Genomic DNA, 15,460 nt, shown 5'->3' with positions numbered 1-15,460 from the left:
CTGTGAAGATCTGTGAGTGCTTCTGTATCTTCAATAAAGAATATTATTCACGTATTTTTTCTTTTAAGCTCGAATGTCCTGATTTCTCCTGAAATATTTGGAATTAAATAAAATATACGTTTATAGATTAATTGTTGTTTTATTGATCGGAGCGCCGTGTATTTGATCAGTAGCATTGCTAGAATCAGCGCGGATTTTCAGTAATGTGGTATTTTTTGTGTTCGAAAAGCTTGCAGAACAAAGTTTAGCCTTAATGGGGTGGCAGATTGATAATCATTGGGATTTGAATATCGATCAATGTGTAATGATTGCGGCACCACATACCAGCAATTGGGATGCGTTGTACGCCCGTTTGGCATTGAAAGCCTTAGGTGTACATGTTCGTATCACAATTAAAGACAGCTATATGAAACTACCATTTGGGCCATTTGTTCGTGCAATGGGTGGGATAGGTATTGACCGTCGTCCGAAGCATGAAGGCGAAGCACGCCCAAGTATGGTGCAACTCATGAGTGATCTTTTTAAAGAACACCCTAAGTTGGTCATGTTAGTGACACCAGAAGGGACACGTGCCAAACAGGAACAGTGGAAAACAGGGTTTTACCATGTTGCAGTCAGAGCAGGTGTTCCGATTGCACTGGCCTATATGGATTATGCGAAGAAAAAAACTGGGGTAGGTAAAATTATTTATCCTACGGGTGATTATGAAAAAGATATGGCTGAAATTATGGCATTTTATGTGCAAATTTCTGCTAAATTTCCTCAAGATTTCAGTGTCGATACTCGCTATCACAACGACTCAACTGTGTCTTAACTTCAAATTTAAATCATATGAAATTATAAAAGACAGCTTTCGAGCTGTCTTTTTTATTGCTAACTGGATTCAAGGGGTTTTCAGGGGGGTGGGTAAAACCCCACCTAGTGACTGGCATGCGGCCGTGTAACTTTGTAGCTGTGTTTCAATCACTTCAGGCAGAGGTAGGTCAAAAATTTGATCACCGTGTTGATAGCTTTCTACATAGGATTGGGCTTTTTGTTTACTGCTGGCAAGTACTTGTTCATGATAACTGGTCATGCTGCTGTGGTCTGCCTGATCGCGTTCTATATTTTGACAGTCAAAAGATTGGAGAAGTTTTTCGGCTTGTTTTATTTCTTTGGATGAGCTTATGGAACAAGCACTGATAAAGCAAAGACACAGTAGTGCAAGAGGCAGTTTCATATATGGTGAGTGGCGGGTTGAAAGGTGTGCCAATTGTATAAATATTTGTGAAGTCGGAGAAAGCCCAGTAGTGCCAAGTGGTTTAAAGATGAGCCTATTTTGACAGAAAATACACAATTGCTCGCATCAAGTTGATGCTAGCGTACTGGTTCAAATTTTATGGTGCTAAAGAAAGCTATAACTAATGCAGAGGAAACACCCTGAACTAAACAATAAGCCCAGTACTGTATGTTTGAACTGCCGTTCAGAAATTTTATAAAACAATTGCGCACCGAGCATGGCCGGTAGGCTCACACTTAAAACTAAGATGCCCATATAGGGTAAATGTTGCAGGTTTAAATTTCCACGAAGTAGGTAGCTAAATAGTGTGAATACTTGGATCGCAAAATTAAAATGTCTTAAAATTGAGCGCTGTTGCTCTTTAGGTAGATTTTTTAGCATGACCCAAGCAGAAGGAAGTGAGCCACAAAACCCGCCTAAACCACCGAGTATGCCACCAATAAAACCAATACAGCTGTCGGCATATTTTCCAGAGGTTTGAATGAGGCGAATTTGAGGATTAAGTAGCATCAATGGACACCAAAGCACTAAAAATATACCAAGCATTAGCTTAAACATATCCGCTTGAATAATATCTAAAAGATAGGTTCCGAATGGAACGCCAATCAGACCTGCAAGGATATAAGGTGCAACGAGATTTTTATCAAGTTGAAAGGTAGATTCTGACTTTAAGGAAATCAGGTGACTCCAGACTGAAGCAAAAACAACTAATGGCGCTGCGAGCTGTGGTGCTAAAACCCATACCCAAAATGACATGGCAATTAAGGCAAAACCCGTTAAGCCCTGAACAAAACCCGCCACCATTGCACCTAAGATAAAGATCAACCAAGTCATATGCGATATATTTAAAATTTTAGCAAGTGTACGGTTTTTCGACCACTCTACATAGTTTATAGAGGTGAAGAATGACTGAAACTTTAGCTTGATTTTGAATATGTATATTTCTCATCATACATAGCGTAGATCAGAACTACATTAATATATCTTAAGACGACTTCATTCAGCCTAAATGTGGTTTGTGATGGCGTAAATCAAAAGAGCGTAAAGCCGCAATTATGGGAAGACCACCACTTTCTTTTGATATAAGCCTGCGCGCACAGTTCCTGCTTTGGTATTCTTCACCTGTACCCACGAGGCTGGAAGTTTTAATAGATTTAAATCTCGATCTGCTTCTACATAAATATAGCCATGATTTTGAATTAGCGGGTCAGCCAACTGAGCTAATTGTTCCCATAGCTCTAGGCTATACGGGGGGTCTAAAAAGACCAAATCAAACTGTTCTTTTAAGGTGGGTAATGTTTGCTGTGCAGTAGCTACTTTTAATTGAGCACGAGACTTAGGTACTTTAAGTAGTTCCAAATTTTGTGTTAAAAACTGTGCTTGACTGCGGTCAGGTTCAATCATCACTACTTTTGAAGCACCACGTGATAAGGCTTCAAATGCCAATGCACCCGAACCTGCACAAATGTCCAAAACATTGGTATTTTGTACATCCCACATGAGCCAATTAAACAAAGTCTCACGTACACGATCAGGCGTAGGGCGTAAACCTTCAATACTGGCAAAAGGCAGTTGGCGACGTTTCCAGTCCCCTCCAATGATGCGGAGTTGGTTTTTCATAGTTAGTCTGACTCTACAGGTTCAGGAGGTGGTGCTGCTGAACGGCTTGGATTTACCGTTGTTGATGCAGGTGCTGTATTTGGGGTGCTTGTCGTTGCTGTTGCACTTGTCCCAGTGGTGTTCGCTGTTGGAGTGCTACCACTTGGTAATTCACCCGGTTTAATCCCCGCAGTCATCAAGCCACCACTAATTTGATGGTTTTGTGGACGAATTGGGTTTTTATGACGAGTGAGCAGCCAGTAGTCTAAGATCGGACGAGCCAGCTGTGCGGCAGAACCACCATGACGCCCATTTTCCCACACCACTGCAATTGCAATTTCAGGGTTTTCCGCAGGTGCAAAGCCCACGAATAAACCATGGTCCAACTGACGTTCAGTCAGCAAGGCTTCATTGTAGCGTTTACCTTGGGCAATACTTTTGACCTGTGCTGTACCAGTTTTACCTGCAATTTTATACATTGGCGTGCGAATGCCACGTCCAGTCCCTGTTTCAATGACATCGACCATGGCATCACGCATTTGTATCCAGTCTTGATCAGTGCCGTTGAATTGAATTCTGCCGACAGGTGCATTTAAGTCTTTATGTGGTTTCGCACCTTTACTGGTTTGTAAAACATGCGGAATCACATGTGAACCATGATTCGCCGTAATAGCGGTCGCCATGGCCAATTGGAGCGGTGTTGCGGTAAAAGCACCTTGTCCAATACTTACTGAAATGGTTTCCCCTTTGAGCCACTTGGCATCACGGGTACGCATTTTCCATTCAGGATTTGGGTAAAGACCTGTACTTTCACTTGGTAAATCTACACCCGTTTTTTCACCAAAACCAAACTGGCGCATCCATATGTTCATCTTTTCAATGCCCATACGGAACGACAGAATATAGAAGAAAGTATCGCAAGAGACCACTTGCGATTTATGCAAGTTGACTACGCCGTGTCCTGATTTTTTCCAGTCACGAAATTTATGCGAATCGCCCGGAAGTGTGAAATAGCCATGATCGGAGATGGCTGTGCCCCAATCAATTAAGCCATAATGAATGCCACCTAAACCAAACATTGGTTTAATGGTTGAGCCGGGGGGGTAAGCCCCTTGCACAGCACGATTATATAGCGGTTGATCGAGGTTATCACGTAATCCACTGTAGTCTGTATGACTAATGCCTGTGACAAACAGGTTAGGGTTAAAACTTGGGCTTGAGACCAAGGCAAGGATTTCACCTGTGCGTGGATCCATCGCCACGATTGCACCACGACGACCTGCAAGCTGCTCTGAGGCAACCGTTTGCAAGCCATAATCGAGTGAAAGATATAAGTCATTACCACGAATGGGTTCTTTACGGCCTAAATGGCGCAGCACGTTACCATGTGCATCGGCTTCTACAGACTCATTTCCTGGTACACCATGCAACAAATCTTCATAGGACTTTTCTACCCCAATCTTACCAATCAGGTTGGTGCCCGCATACAAATCTTTATTGATGCTTTTTAATTCTTTATCGTTAATTCGACCCACATAACCAATCACATGGGCAAACAGCTCGCCATGTGGATAGTAGCGCGTCATCTGGGTTTCGATATTAACCCCAGGGAATTGATATTTAACTTCGCTAAAGCGAGCAATATCGTTTTCATTAAGATTAAGTTTAATGGAAACGCGTTCTGTTTTACGTGAGGTTTTAATACGACTGTTAAAGCGCTCAATATCGTCAGAGGTGAGTTCTAAGATTGGCGTTAAACGTTTAATTGTGGCATCAATATCCGTCACATCCGCTCGACTCATCGTCGCGGTAAAGACGGGATAGTTGTCCGCCAACAGCACACCGTTGCGGTCATAAATATAACCACGTGCAGGGGCTAAAGGTTGTAGGCGGATACGGTTTTGATCGGATGCAGTTGAAAACTCATCAAATTGAACCAGCTGCAAATAGGCATAGCGAGTGACTAAAATCAGCAAGAAAAAGACCACAATACCCATGGATATAAAGGTACGATTTCGAAAAATGCGCTTTTCTTGTTGGACATTTTTTAAAGGAAAGTGCTGTTTCATACCAAATCGACTTAAACACATGGATAAAGAGGAAAATACCTGCGCGCTATTCTAACGCATGTCACACTGTTTTGATATTTGTTATCGCTGCATCTGCTTTTCATTTTTGCCTAAATTTTGACTTTATAGACATGAAAAATATAAATAGCTGTATATAAGTGTTTTATAAATTCTGCTACAGTCAAAATCCTGTAAAAAGGGACCAATTACTAAAATAACATTACGGATAATGGTGACAATAATGACAAGAATTTATCCAGTGTTGGCACTTGTTGCCTGTGCAAACGTAGCCTACGCTCAAGATAATTCCTTTTTGCCAGATGCGAAAATTCCTGCTGGCAGTGCTCAAACGTGGAATGTGGGAGCTGGTGTAACGCAGAAATTACTGCACACCAATCTGGAATGGGTGAATCCTTATGGCATTGCATATGCAAAAGCTGGGGTATTTATCAATGATGATTACCCTATAGGTGGTCAAATGGGTTTTAGATTTCCAGTTCATTTTACTGGTAAAGATAAAAATGGTTATTATCTCGGTGTTTATGCAGGGCATATTGATAGCAAGAAAGTAGATGGCGAGTACGAATCTCGCCTCGGTGGTGGTGTAGATCTTGCTTATGTGTTACTTAGTCCTGAGCGAATCAGCACTTTCAGCGTGGGGATTGGTGCGGGGGAAAAACTCGAAGCAAAATCGGGCTATGTGGTTGCAGAAACAGAACCGAGACTACAATTTTCCTATACTCTAAGTTTCGGTTTGTAGACACAATATCTTTTTTAAAACGCTATATAATTCAGTTAATAAAATTAAATATGGAAGTTATGCATGCTTGAGTACGTCAATCAGTTGTGGCAAACCTTTTTGAATCGACCCGATTTTTGGGCTGTACTCAGCATTATTCCTGTGACTGCTTTTGTGACTTGGGCGCATGTTTGGATGGCCCTGAAAATGGTCTTTTATCCGATTAACTTTTGGGGCTTCCATATAGGTCCCTTGCCTGTGGGTTGGCAGGGTATTGTGCCCAGAAAAGCGGGGCGTATCTCAGGCATCATTACCGATAACACCTTATCCAAACTCGGTTCTTTGCGTGAATTTTTAGATGCTATGGATCCTGAGGATATGGCGCGAATCATTGGTGAACAAGTCGGTTTTGAACTTGAGCACTTGATTGATGAAGTCATGATTGACCGCAATGCAGTACTTTGGGAAAACTTACCTTATTCGATTAAGCGTCGAATTTATGCGCAGGCACACAAACAGCTTCCAGCTGTGCTCAGAGAATTAGTGACCGAACTGACCATGAACGTCGAGTCACTTGTGGATATGCGCGATATGGTGGTCAGCCAAATGGAAGGTGACCGCAGACTGATGGTGCGTATGTTCTTGAAAGTGGGTCAGAAAGAAATCAACTTTATTTGGCATATCAGTGCACTCATCGGGATGTTCTTTGGTATCTTCCAAATGATTGTTTGGTTTGTGGTGCCATGGCATTGGACCGTGCCATTTTGGGCGGCAGTATGGGGCTTCTTAACCAACTGGATTGCCATTTGGATGGTGTTTAACCCAATTGAGCCACACTATGTTCGATATCTGCAACTGACTGAATTAACAAAAGATCGTAAGTTTCCATGGATTAAACCTGTGATTCCGCGCATTGGGACTTATAATGTACAAGGCGCGTTCATGAAGCGCCAAGAAGAAGTGTCTGATGTGTTTGCGAGTGTAGTCACAGAAGACCTGATTACGTTAAAATCTATCATGACTGAAATGATGTATGGCAATAAAAAGGACAAGACCCGTCGTATTGTCAAGCGCCATATTAATGAAATCATGGAAACACCATTGGTGAGAACATCTTTGCAGCTGTCTTTGGGGCCACGTGAATACGCAAAGCTCAAGACGGACTTGATTGATCGTTCAATTGAAATTACGATGGTGCCTGTATGCGACCCAGCGTTCAATGCGAGCCGTGCACAGAAAATCTATCAAATGTTTAGAGATCGTATTCGGGAGCTAACGCCGAAAGAATTTCAAAACTTATTACGTCCTGCATTTCAGGAAGACGAATGGATTTTGATTTTATTGGGTGGGGTAACTGGCTTCATTGCGGGTACAATACATTTGTTTGTAGCTTTCTTATAATTAGATGCTAAAAACATGTCGAATTTGTCGGCATGTATAAAGCGTCAAATATATTGTTTAAATGAGGATGTTTTTTTATGCGCATTATCTTACTCGGACCACCTGGAGCAGGTAAAGGTACACAAGCTCAGTTGATCTGTAAGCGCTACAATGTCCCACAAATTTCAACCGGTGATATGCTCCGTGCTGCAATTCGTGAAGGAACTGAACTCGGTCTACAAGCTAAAAGCGTGATGGACAATGGTGGTCTTGTATCTGATGAACTGATCATTGGTTTAGTGAAAGAACGTATTGCACAGCCTGATTGTGTAAATGGCTGTATCTTTGATGGTTTCCCTCGTACAATTCCTCAAGCCGAAGCGCTTGAAAATGAAGGCATCAATATTGATCACGTGATTGAAATAGATGTTCCTGACGAAGAAATCGTACAACGTCTTTCTGGTCGTCGCCAGCACCCTGCATCGGGTCGTGTTTATCACATCGTTTACAACCCACCTAAAGTGGAAGGTAAAGACGACGAAACTGGTGAAGATCTGGTACAACGTCCGGATGACCAAGAAGCAACGATTCGTAAGCGTTTAGGTTCATATCACACTGAAACTGAACAGTTGGTTGGTTTCTACCAAGGTCGCGCAGCGTCTGGTGAAAATGCACCAACCTATGACAAGCTGAATGGCTTACGTCCAATTGACGAAGTACAAGCAGATTTGTTCGCGATTCTTGATCAAGACAAATAATTGCATGTTTTAAACATGGCAATGTTTTGACATTGAAAGAGCTCTAAGTCATATTAGGGCTCTTTTTCTTGATCCTCTTAAAATGGAGTCGCGTGTGGCACAAGTTGGAATCATTGTTTTAATTATTGTTGCTGCGGCGGTATTAGTGGGTCTGTTTTATATCAGCGTAAAAATGCTACGCGATGTCAGTAAACAAGAAAAAATGTCGAAGAAGCAACCAGAACGTCAGTTGCATCCGAAATTGCAGCAAGATTTAAAAGATAAATCGAATTAAAAATAAAAAAACTGAACTTTAGTGTTCAGTTTCTATCATCGTTGTGGCAATACGTGCTGCACCAAATTCAAAACGATCTGGCCAGTTACACACATCTGAAACAATACACTCATGACATTTCGGTTTGCGTGCGATACAGCAGTATCGACCATGTAAAATGAGCCAATGATGCGAGTCGACAATAAATTCTTTCGGAATGACTTTTACCAAACGATGTTCGACTTCAAGCACATTTTTGCCGACCGCTAAGCCCGTACGATTGCCTAAACGAAAAATATGTGTATCGACCGCCATTGTTGGTTGTCCAAAAGCAGTATTTAACACCACATTGGCTGTTTTTCGTCCTACACCGGGCAAGGCCTCTAAATCGGCGCGGTTGTTTGGCACGATGCTGTTATGTTTTTCAATCAGAATTTTACAGGCTTTGATAATATTCTCAGCCTTTGAATTATATAAACCTATAGTTTTAATATAGGCTTTTAAACCATCTACCCCCAAGGCATAAATCGTTTCAGGTGTATTGGCAATTGGAAAGAGTTTATCAGTGGCTTTGTTGACGCTCACATCCGTTGCTTGAGCAGATAAGGTTACGGCTACTAACAGCTCAAAAGGACTTGAATAATTCAATTCAGTTTTTGGGTTTGGGCGTTGTGCTCGTAAACGTTCAAAAAAGATTTGGATTTGCTTTTTGGTCATGTTTTTTACAGGTTTTCCGCTTGTGGTTAGCATGCTCTAAGCTTCCTGTAACTGATTAAGCTGTTGGGTTAAGTCATCTAACAATAGACGTTTTTTTACATCTTCACGCACGCTGAGTTGCTTTTCTAGTTTTTTAATTTGTACACGTAATTTCGCCAGCTCAATGGTGGATTTTGCATCTGGTTTTGCTGCCATTTCTGGTTCTTTTTCAATGATCTGAATATCAGGTACAGCATCGTTCTGTGCTGAAAACTTGGCAAATAACGCCGTATCAATTTCCGCACGAACCACTGGACCTTTACGGTGTAGACGCTGTTTTTCCTCACGCTGAATGTGTGCGTAATAGCGTTGTCTTAAATCATCTTGTTCAGCTTTACGCAAGATTTCCGTCGGTATGCCGTTTACATCTGGAATAAGGTCAATACAGTCAACAGGACAAGGGGGAATACACAGTTCACAGCCTGTACACAGGTCAGTCAAAATGCTGTGCATGAGTTTACCCGAGCCAATAATGGCATCTACAGGACAGGCACTAATACATTTGGTACAACCAATGCATTCATCTTCACGAATGATTGCTTTCATTCTCTGTGGACGACCATCGGCTTGCAGAGGCCAAACACTTTTCTCTGCAACTAATTCTGGTCGGTTTAGTAACTGAGCCAATGCATTAGCTACAGGCTGCCCACCAGGTACACACTTATTGGCTGCCTCACCTTCGTTGATGGCTTGGGCATAAGGCAGACATCCATCACGATGTCCGCAGAGTCCACATTGGGTTTGGGGAAGGAGAGCATCGATAGTTTGGATCAGGGAAATGTGCGAATTCATGCGTAAACCAATCCTGCAACTGAATTTGCAGAGATATTAGGAGAAATAGGTAGATCACTGAATTTTACCATGTTTTTTTTGAATAATCCTGTGTTCCAAAATAGATCATTAGATGCATCTTTTTCGAGCACAAAATGATTTTAAATCCGTGTTTTCATTGGTGTTTTTTTATATGGGGTTTCGAGGTATGTTTTATATAAATAATTGTTATATAAATGATAAATATGTTTTTTTATAGAAATGTGTTGTGAATTGTCGGTAAAAGATATTTAATTGTTTGCGCCAAAATTTAACATTGTTTATAAAAGTTGACCAATTTTGATCCATTTTCTGCTGAGGATTAAGCGTTGAAATATAACAGCCTTAATGAGTTTTTAGATTACGTGAAAACACGTGATGAACATCAACCCGAGTTTCTACAAGCGGTAGAGGAAGTCATGACCAGCCTTTGGCCGTTCATTGAAAAAAATCCTCGTTATGCAGACCATGGTTTGCTAGAGCGTTTGGTTGAGCCAGAGCGTGCGATTCAATTCCGCGTTTCATGGGTGGATGATCAAGGTCAAACCCATGTAAACCGTGCTTTCCGTGTTCAATACAACTCAGCTATTGGTCCATTTAAAGGTGGTATGCGTTTTCACCCATCGGTAAATCTCTCGATCCTCAAATTTTTAGGCTTTGAACAAACTTTTAAAAATGCGTTAACAACACTGCCAATGGGTGGTGGTAAAGGCGGTTCAGACTTTGATCCTAAGGGGAAGTCTGAAGGTGAAATCATGCGTTTTTGCCAAGCGCTAATGATTGAGCTATACCGTCACCTAGGTTCAAATACGGATATCCCTGCGGGTGATATTGGTGTGGGTGGCCGTGAAGTGGGTTATATGGCTGGCATGATGAAGAAGCTAAGTAATGACACTTCATCTGTGTTTACGGGTAAAGGTTTGACCTTTGGTGGTTCTTTGGCGCGTCCTGAAGCAACGGGTTACGGTACAGTGTATTTTGCTGAAGAAATGCTAAAAACACGTGGCGACTGCTTCCAAGGCAAAACAGTCACGATTTCTGGTTCTGGTAACGTAGCACAATATGCTGCTGAAAAAGCAATGTATTTGGGCGCAAAAGTCGTTTCATTGTCTGACTCTGCGGGTACGGTATATGTAAAAGCAGGCTTCACCGATGCTTTACTTGCTGAAGTGATGGAGCTGAAAAATGTGAAGCGTGGTCGTATTTCTGAATTTGCATCTAAGCATGGCTTTGAATACTTAGAAGGGCAGCGTCCATGGTCTATTCCATGTGATATCGCATTGCCATGCGCAACTCAAAATGAATTAGATCAGACGGATGCTGAAGTACTCCTTGCAAATGGAGTGATTTGTGTCGCTGAAGGGGCAAACATGCCTTCTACTTTAGATGCAGTTGAAAAATTCGTTGAAGCGAAAATTTTATACGCACCAGGTAAAGCATCCAACGCGGGTGGTGTTGCGACCTCTGGCTTAGAAATGTCACAAAATGCTTTGCGTTTGGGTTGGACTTTTGAAGAAGTCGATGAGCGTTTACATGCGATCATGAAAGAAATTCACCGTAACTGTGTGAAATACGGTACACAAGCAGACGGTACTGTGAACTATGTCAATGGTGCTAACATTGCAGGCTTTGTAAAAGTTGCAGATGCAATGCTAGCTCAAGGCGTATTCTAAGTTTACATATACTTAGAAAAATCCCTATAAAAAACCGAGGCGATAGCCTCGGTTTTTACAGATCATTGAACGATTACAATGAGCCTTTTACCGCTTCGCGTTCAATAATCATGTCTTGAACATAAGCATATTTTGATTGGTCAGCCGCAGGGTTTTGAATTTCATAACGCTTCACACGCACGATTTGACGTTCTTTCGGATTGTGGGTGAAACCATCAATGTGGTTATAGAATAACGTCCAGTCTTTATCGACCTGTGTTTTTACGCCATTTTCAGCATACTTAATTTCACGAACTTGTAAGCATTCCACACGAGCAACACCTGCAGAACATGTTTTGGTTTCTGGTGAAATTTCTAAGAAAACAGTTTCACCTTGGCTTTGATATTTCGCTTCAGCCGTTTGCTTACCTGTGAATACAATTTTTTCACCTTTTGCCGATACCACGGTCAGTGTTGGTGCATCAGGATCATTTAGGTTTAAAACAAAAGGTGCCTTACGGTTGTCAAATAAATCTGCTGCGACACTTTCTTGAGCCATAGCTTTTGGTTCACATGCCATTTGAGTCGCCATCAGGTTACCCGTCACGATTTGATTATTCTCAACTTTCCAACTGGTACCCATACCGTTACAACTGGTTGCAATGCCTAAGCGACCAGCTTGTTTGTCAAAGTTTAAAACCAAAGGTTTAGGCGCATCTGCGGTGTTCGCGCTCCAATGGTAGTTTGTGAGTGTTTGATCTGCATTTTGTTGTTGTAGTACAGACACAGCCAAATCTCCTACTTTTTGAATATCAGATGATTGGCAAGCAGCCAGCGCGAGTGGAAAAAGGGCAATCGCTAAATATTTTAATTTCATGGGTTACAAGTTCTTGATTTAAAATAACAAGATACATGATATCCGATGTTGTTTTTAAAAGAATGGATACATTCAGTTCTTTTGGGTTTCAAAATGTATCCATAAATATTTTTTTGTTAATATATAAATAATTTTCATACATTAATCGAAACGGTAAATGTCCATGCCTAGTGCACCCATAGTAAAACTACTATGTACAATATTAAAACGATGACCTGTGCCCATCGTAAAGAATATTGGGGCAAAGTGTTCCAACGTTGGGTGGTTACGGCGGACAAAAGGGATCGATTCCCAGTCTAAAACCGCGTCAAAGTCCTGATGGCTGAGTTTCGCGACGACATGATTACGAAACGTTGAAGCCCACTCAGGTACCGCTTGTGACTGACCATGCCACGACAACTCGGCTAAGTTATGGGTAATACTCCCTGAGCCAATGAGCAAGACCTGCTGTTCGCGTAGTGGTGCAAGCGTTTGTCCAATTTTATAAATCTCCTCTGCCGACAGATTCATCGGGAGTGAGATTTCCACCACAGGGATGTCTGCATCTGGATACATATGGAGTAAAGGCATCCAAACGCCATGATCACGCGGACGGGTACTGTTTGCATGAGCTGAAAAACCTGCTTCTGCCAATAAATGTAGAATTTCTTCAGCTAAAACAGGCTGACCGGGTGCGGGGTAGCGAATGTCATAAAGCTCAGCAGGAAAGCCTCGAAAGTCATGCCATGTCTCAGGACGGACTCCAGTACTTACTTCAAGTGAGTTACTTTCCCAGTGGGCGGACATAATCACAATTGCTTTTGGTGTAGGTAAGTTTAAGCCTAAACGATGTAACGCAGGCCCAACTTGCTCTGGATTCAACGCAAGCATGGGAGAGCCATGAGAAATGAATAAGCCGGGTAGCGTTTGTAAGTTCATTATGAAGGCCTAATAAGGGAAGATGAAAAGAATTTTGTCAGATTCTCATCATCTGTGTAATGGGGGAAATATCAACGTATTGTTCCAAAAAAAGAACAATACTTGAGCTTAACCTGCACGATGATAAGGGTGATTATGGTTAATACTCATCGCACGGTAGAGTTGTTCAATCAGCATCACGCGAACCATCGGGTGAGGTAAGGTCAGTTTGGATAAAGACCAATGCCAAGCAGCTGCTTTACGTACTGCTTCAGAGTGACCGTCAGGCCCACCAATAGCCAATACAATATCATTGCCCTCAAGCATCCATCCTTTCATAGTTTCTGCCAGTTTTTCGGTGCTAAACTCACGACCACCGACTTCTAAAGCAATCAGCACTTCGTTGCCTTTCATCGCATTTAAAATGCTATCACCTTCAATTTGACGGTATTTCAAAATATCTGCTTCTGAATCATTTTTACCGCGCTTTGCCATGGGTAGTTCAATAATCTGCGTTTGAACAAAAGGTTGAATACGTTTGAAATAATCTTCAAAACCAGTGAGCACCCACGCTGGCATTTTTTGACCAATGGTCAGAATACGGATTTTCATAATGGGGCATGTATAAGGAGGTGATTCATTATAACGGTGAAAGTCAGGCTTTGCAGTGAGACGAAACAAAATGCAATTGAATTCACTGAGCCAATGTTGCTTAATTCAACAGATGAGAGGAATAAGAAATACTTGGAATAATAACAATGTGGCTCAAAACTTTAAAAAAACAGGTTTTTTTGTGGATTGCTGTACTGACTACTTTCACAGGGCAGGTATTTGCAAGCAACGTCAAAATGGCTGATGAACAAAACCTACAAGTTTATTTGGAGCAAGTGATTGGTCAGGGCAAAGCACGTAACTATAAAAACCTTGATGAACTGAACCGTGTCTCTGCATGGATCAAAGAACAAATGCGCTTATTGGGCGTTCCCTGTCACTATCAAAACTTTACGGCCAATCAGCAAATCTACCGAAATGTAGTGTGCAGTTTAAACGTTGGACGTGCAGACCGCGTGATTGTTGGGGCACATTATGACGTTTTTGGCGATCAAGATGGTGCAGATGACAATGCCTCTGGTGTTGCTGGCGTGATTGAAACGGCGCGCATTTTGTCAGAGCAAAAGTCTAAACTGCCCAACAATGTGGACTTTGTGTTTTATAGTTTAGAAGAACCACCATTTTCTAAAACTGAACAAATGGGCAGTTATGTGCATGCAAAATCGGTTCAGTCACAAAAAGATAAGATCAAAGGTGTTTATATTTTAGAAATGATTGGGTTTTTTAGCGAGCAACCCATCCAAAGCTATCCTGTGGGCTTAAAGTGGATTTACCCAACACATGGTAATTTTATTGCGACCGTGAGTAACGTCAGTTCACGTGATTTAGGTACAGGCTACTGTGCTGCGATGCAGGAGTTGAATCAACTGGAATGTCAGCGTTTGGTTGCACCAAGCTTTGCTAATGCTTTTGATTTTTCAGATCATTTGAATTATTGGGAGTTTGATATTCCAGCAGTGATGATTACCGATACGGCATTTTATCGAAATGGTCACTACCATACCAAAGCAGACCGCTTAGCGACGTTGAATTTGACCAAAATGGCAAATGTGATCGATGGGCTGGTACAGCATTTATTGAAACCTTAATGTATTTTGAGCAATAAAAAACGCAGTTCCCAAGTAGCGAGAACTGCGATAAAAGGTCATCCGTCTGGAGAATCAGATGACCATGCAATTTCAAATCACCAATAAAAAGAAACATACAGCGCATATCTGCTCTTATTATTTATATCGGGCTGTTTATAGATTTTTCAAGTCTGATGGATGATAGTGGAAAGGTTTAATACAAAAAATCAAACAAGCTAAGCGAAAATTTGGGGTTTCTCCGTTTCATGTCATGGAATGTAGGCCAATCATATTTCCTTCACTATCAAAGGCCAGCACAATAAAACCATATTCACCAATGGCCGTTTTTGCTTCATGAATTTTTCCACCAGATTCAACAAGTCGGCTCGCTTCATTCGCACAATCATCACATGAAAAATAGATTAAAGTACTGTTTCCTCCTGCGGATAAGCCTGGCATTTTCACCAGTGCACCTGAAGCGCCATAGACTTGCATGTCTGAAGGGAAAGCCCACATTTGCAACGAATTATCATCCGCTGGTGGAGTTAATTCAGTTAATTGAATATTAAAAACAGACTCATAAAATTGTTTGGCACGAGATAAGTCATCCACATAAATTTCAAACCATCCAATCGGGTTTTTCATTTTAGTTGCCCTACATGTATCCCTTGATCAAATTATTGTAGGAAATAAAAGCATAAAGATGTGTGGT

General features: G+C 41.5%; 17 protein-coding genes. 7 read left to right on the top strand and 10 right to left on the bottom strand.

Annotated features, from left to right (window positions below; genetic code table 11):
• Positions 1–217: 217 nt before the first annotated feature.
• A complete protein-coding gene (locus CDG62_RS13945) occupies positions 218–814 on the top strand; it encodes a 1-acyl-sn-glycerol-3-phosphate acyltransferase (protein WP_087527264.1) in 597 nt (198 codons plus the stop codon).
• 69 nt (positions 815–883) lie between these two features.
• Here CDG62_RS13945 and CDG62_RS13940 read toward each other — a convergent pair whose 3' ends face one another.
• The 4 genes from CDG62_RS13940 to mrdA form a co-directional block, all read right to left on the bottom strand.
• Positions 884–1,219 (bottom strand): hypothetical protein, encoded by a 336-nt coding sequence (locus CDG62_RS13940; RefSeq protein WP_087527227.1) that lies wholly within the window; start codon positions 1,217–1,219, stop codon positions 884–886.
• 165 nt (positions 1,220–1,384) lie between these two features.
• Positions 1,385–2,113, bottom strand: coding sequence for a sulfite exporter TauE/SafE family protein (locus tag CDG62_RS13935; RefSeq protein ID WP_087527228.1), 729 nt, complete (start codon positions 2,111–2,113; stop codon positions 1,385–1,387).
• A 219-nt stretch (positions 2,114–2,332) separates the two neighbouring features.
• Positions 2,333–2,899, bottom strand: coding sequence for a 16S rRNA (guanine(966)-N(2))-methyltransferase RsmD (gene rsmD, locus CDG62_RS13930; RefSeq protein WP_087527229.1), 567 nt, complete (start codon positions 2,897–2,899; stop codon positions 2,333–2,335).
• A 2-nt stretch (positions 2,900–2,901) separates the two neighbouring features.
• Positions 2,902–4,947 carry a penicillin-binding protein 2 gene (mrdA, locus tag CDG62_RS13925; RefSeq protein ID WP_087527265.1) on the bottom strand — a complete coding sequence of 682 codons (2,046 nt, stop codon included), beginning with the start codon at positions 4,945–4,947 and terminating at the stop codon, positions 2,902–2,904.
• Positions 4,948–5,188: 241 nt separating this feature from the next.
• On the opposite strand from mrdA, the gene CDG62_RS13920 reads away from it, so the two are divergent.
• The 4 genes from CDG62_RS13920 to CDG62_RS13905 all read left to right on the top strand — a co-directional run bounded on the left by CDG62_RS13920 (position 5,189) and on the right by CDG62_RS13905 (position 8,098).
• On the top strand, positions 5,189–5,707 hold the full coding sequence (locus CDG62_RS13920; protein ID WP_087527230.1) for a hypothetical protein: 519 nt from the start codon (positions 5,189–5,191) through the stop codon (positions 5,705–5,707).
• Positions 5,708–5,770: 63 nt separating this feature from the next.
• Entirely contained in the window at positions 5,771–7,087 is a 1,317-nt protein-coding gene (locus CDG62_RS13915; protein ID WP_087527231.1) for a hypothetical protein, read from the top strand.
• A 77-nt stretch (positions 7,088–7,164) separates the two neighbouring features.
• Entirely contained in the window at positions 7,165–7,824 is a 660-nt protein-coding gene (gene adk, locus CDG62_RS13910; RefSeq protein ID WP_087527232.1) for an adenylate kinase, read from the top strand.
• Positions 7,825–7,906: 82 nt separating this feature from the next.
• A complete protein-coding gene (locus tag CDG62_RS13905) occupies positions 7,907–8,098 on the top strand; it encodes a hypothetical protein (RefSeq protein ID WP_087527233.1) in 192 nt (63 codons plus the stop codon).
• Between the two features lie 18 nt (positions 8,099–8,116).
• On the opposite strand, the gene nth is transcribed toward CDG62_RS13905, so the two are convergent.
• Together nth and CDG62_RS13895 are read right to left on the bottom strand one after the other, a co-directional pair.
• Positions 8,117–8,827 carry an endonuclease III gene (gene nth / locus CDG62_RS13900; protein WP_087527234.1) on the bottom strand — a complete coding sequence of 237 codons (711 nt, stop codon included), beginning with the start codon at positions 8,825–8,827 and terminating at the stop codon, positions 8,117–8,119.
• Positions 8,828–8,830: 3 nt separating this feature from the next.
• Positions 8,831–9,625 (bottom strand): RnfABCDGE type electron transport complex subunit B, encoded by a 795-nt coding sequence (locus CDG62_RS13895; RefSeq protein WP_087527235.1) that lies wholly within the window; start codon positions 9,623–9,625, stop codon positions 8,831–8,833.
• A gap of 347 nt (positions 9,626–9,972) precedes the next feature.
• Here CDG62_RS13895 and gdhA point away from each other — a divergent pair, with 347 nt between their 5' ends.
• Positions 9,973–11,316, top strand: coding sequence for an NADP-specific glutamate dehydrogenase (gene gdhA, locus CDG62_RS13890; RefSeq protein WP_087527236.1), 1,344 nt, complete (start codon positions 9,973–9,975; stop codon positions 11,314–11,316).
• A 73-nt stretch (positions 11,317–11,389) separates the two neighbouring features.
• Here gdhA and CDG62_RS13885 read toward each other — a convergent pair whose 3' ends face one another.
• From CDG62_RS13885 to rlmH, 3 genes are all read right to left on the bottom strand, one after another.
• A complete protein-coding gene (locus CDG62_RS13885) occupies positions 11,390–12,172 on the bottom strand; it encodes an META and DUF4377 domain-containing protein (RefSeq protein WP_087527237.1) in 783 nt (260 codons plus the stop codon).
• A gap of 141 nt (positions 12,173–12,313) precedes the next feature.
• Positions 12,314–13,090, bottom strand: coding sequence for a dioxygenase (locus CDG62_RS13880; protein WP_087527238.1), 777 nt, complete (start codon positions 13,088–13,090; stop codon positions 12,314–12,316).
• A 108-nt stretch (positions 13,091–13,198) separates the two neighbouring features.
• Entirely contained in the window at positions 13,199–13,681 is a 483-nt protein-coding gene (rlmH, locus tag CDG62_RS13875) for a 23S rRNA (pseudouridine(1915)-N(3))-methyltransferase RlmH (protein WP_004980899.1), read from the bottom strand.
• Between the two features lie 146 nt (positions 13,682–13,827).
• Here rlmH and CDG62_RS13870 point away from each other — a divergent pair, with 146 nt between their 5' ends.
• Positions 13,828–14,769, top strand: a complete 942-nt coding sequence (locus CDG62_RS13870) for a M28 family peptidase (protein ID WP_087527239.1) — start codon at positions 13,828–13,830, stop codon at positions 14,767–14,769.
• A gap of 243 nt (positions 14,770–15,012) precedes the next feature.
• On the opposite strand, the gene CDG62_RS13865 is transcribed toward CDG62_RS13870, so the two are convergent.
• The gene (locus CDG62_RS13865) at positions 15,013–15,393 is read right to left on the bottom strand and encodes a VOC family protein (protein ID WP_087527240.1); all 381 of its coding nucleotides are present in this window, start codon (positions 15,391–15,393) and stop codon (positions 15,013–15,015) included.
• Positions 15,394–15,460 lie beyond the last annotated feature (67 nt).

The organism is Acinetobacter sp. WCHA55 (genome assembly GCF_002165305.2).
Classification (GTDB): Bacteria; Pseudomonadota; Gammaproteobacteria; order Pseudomonadales; family Moraxellaceae; genus Acinetobacter.
This window is presented reverse-complemented; position numbering and strand designations above follow the sequence as displayed.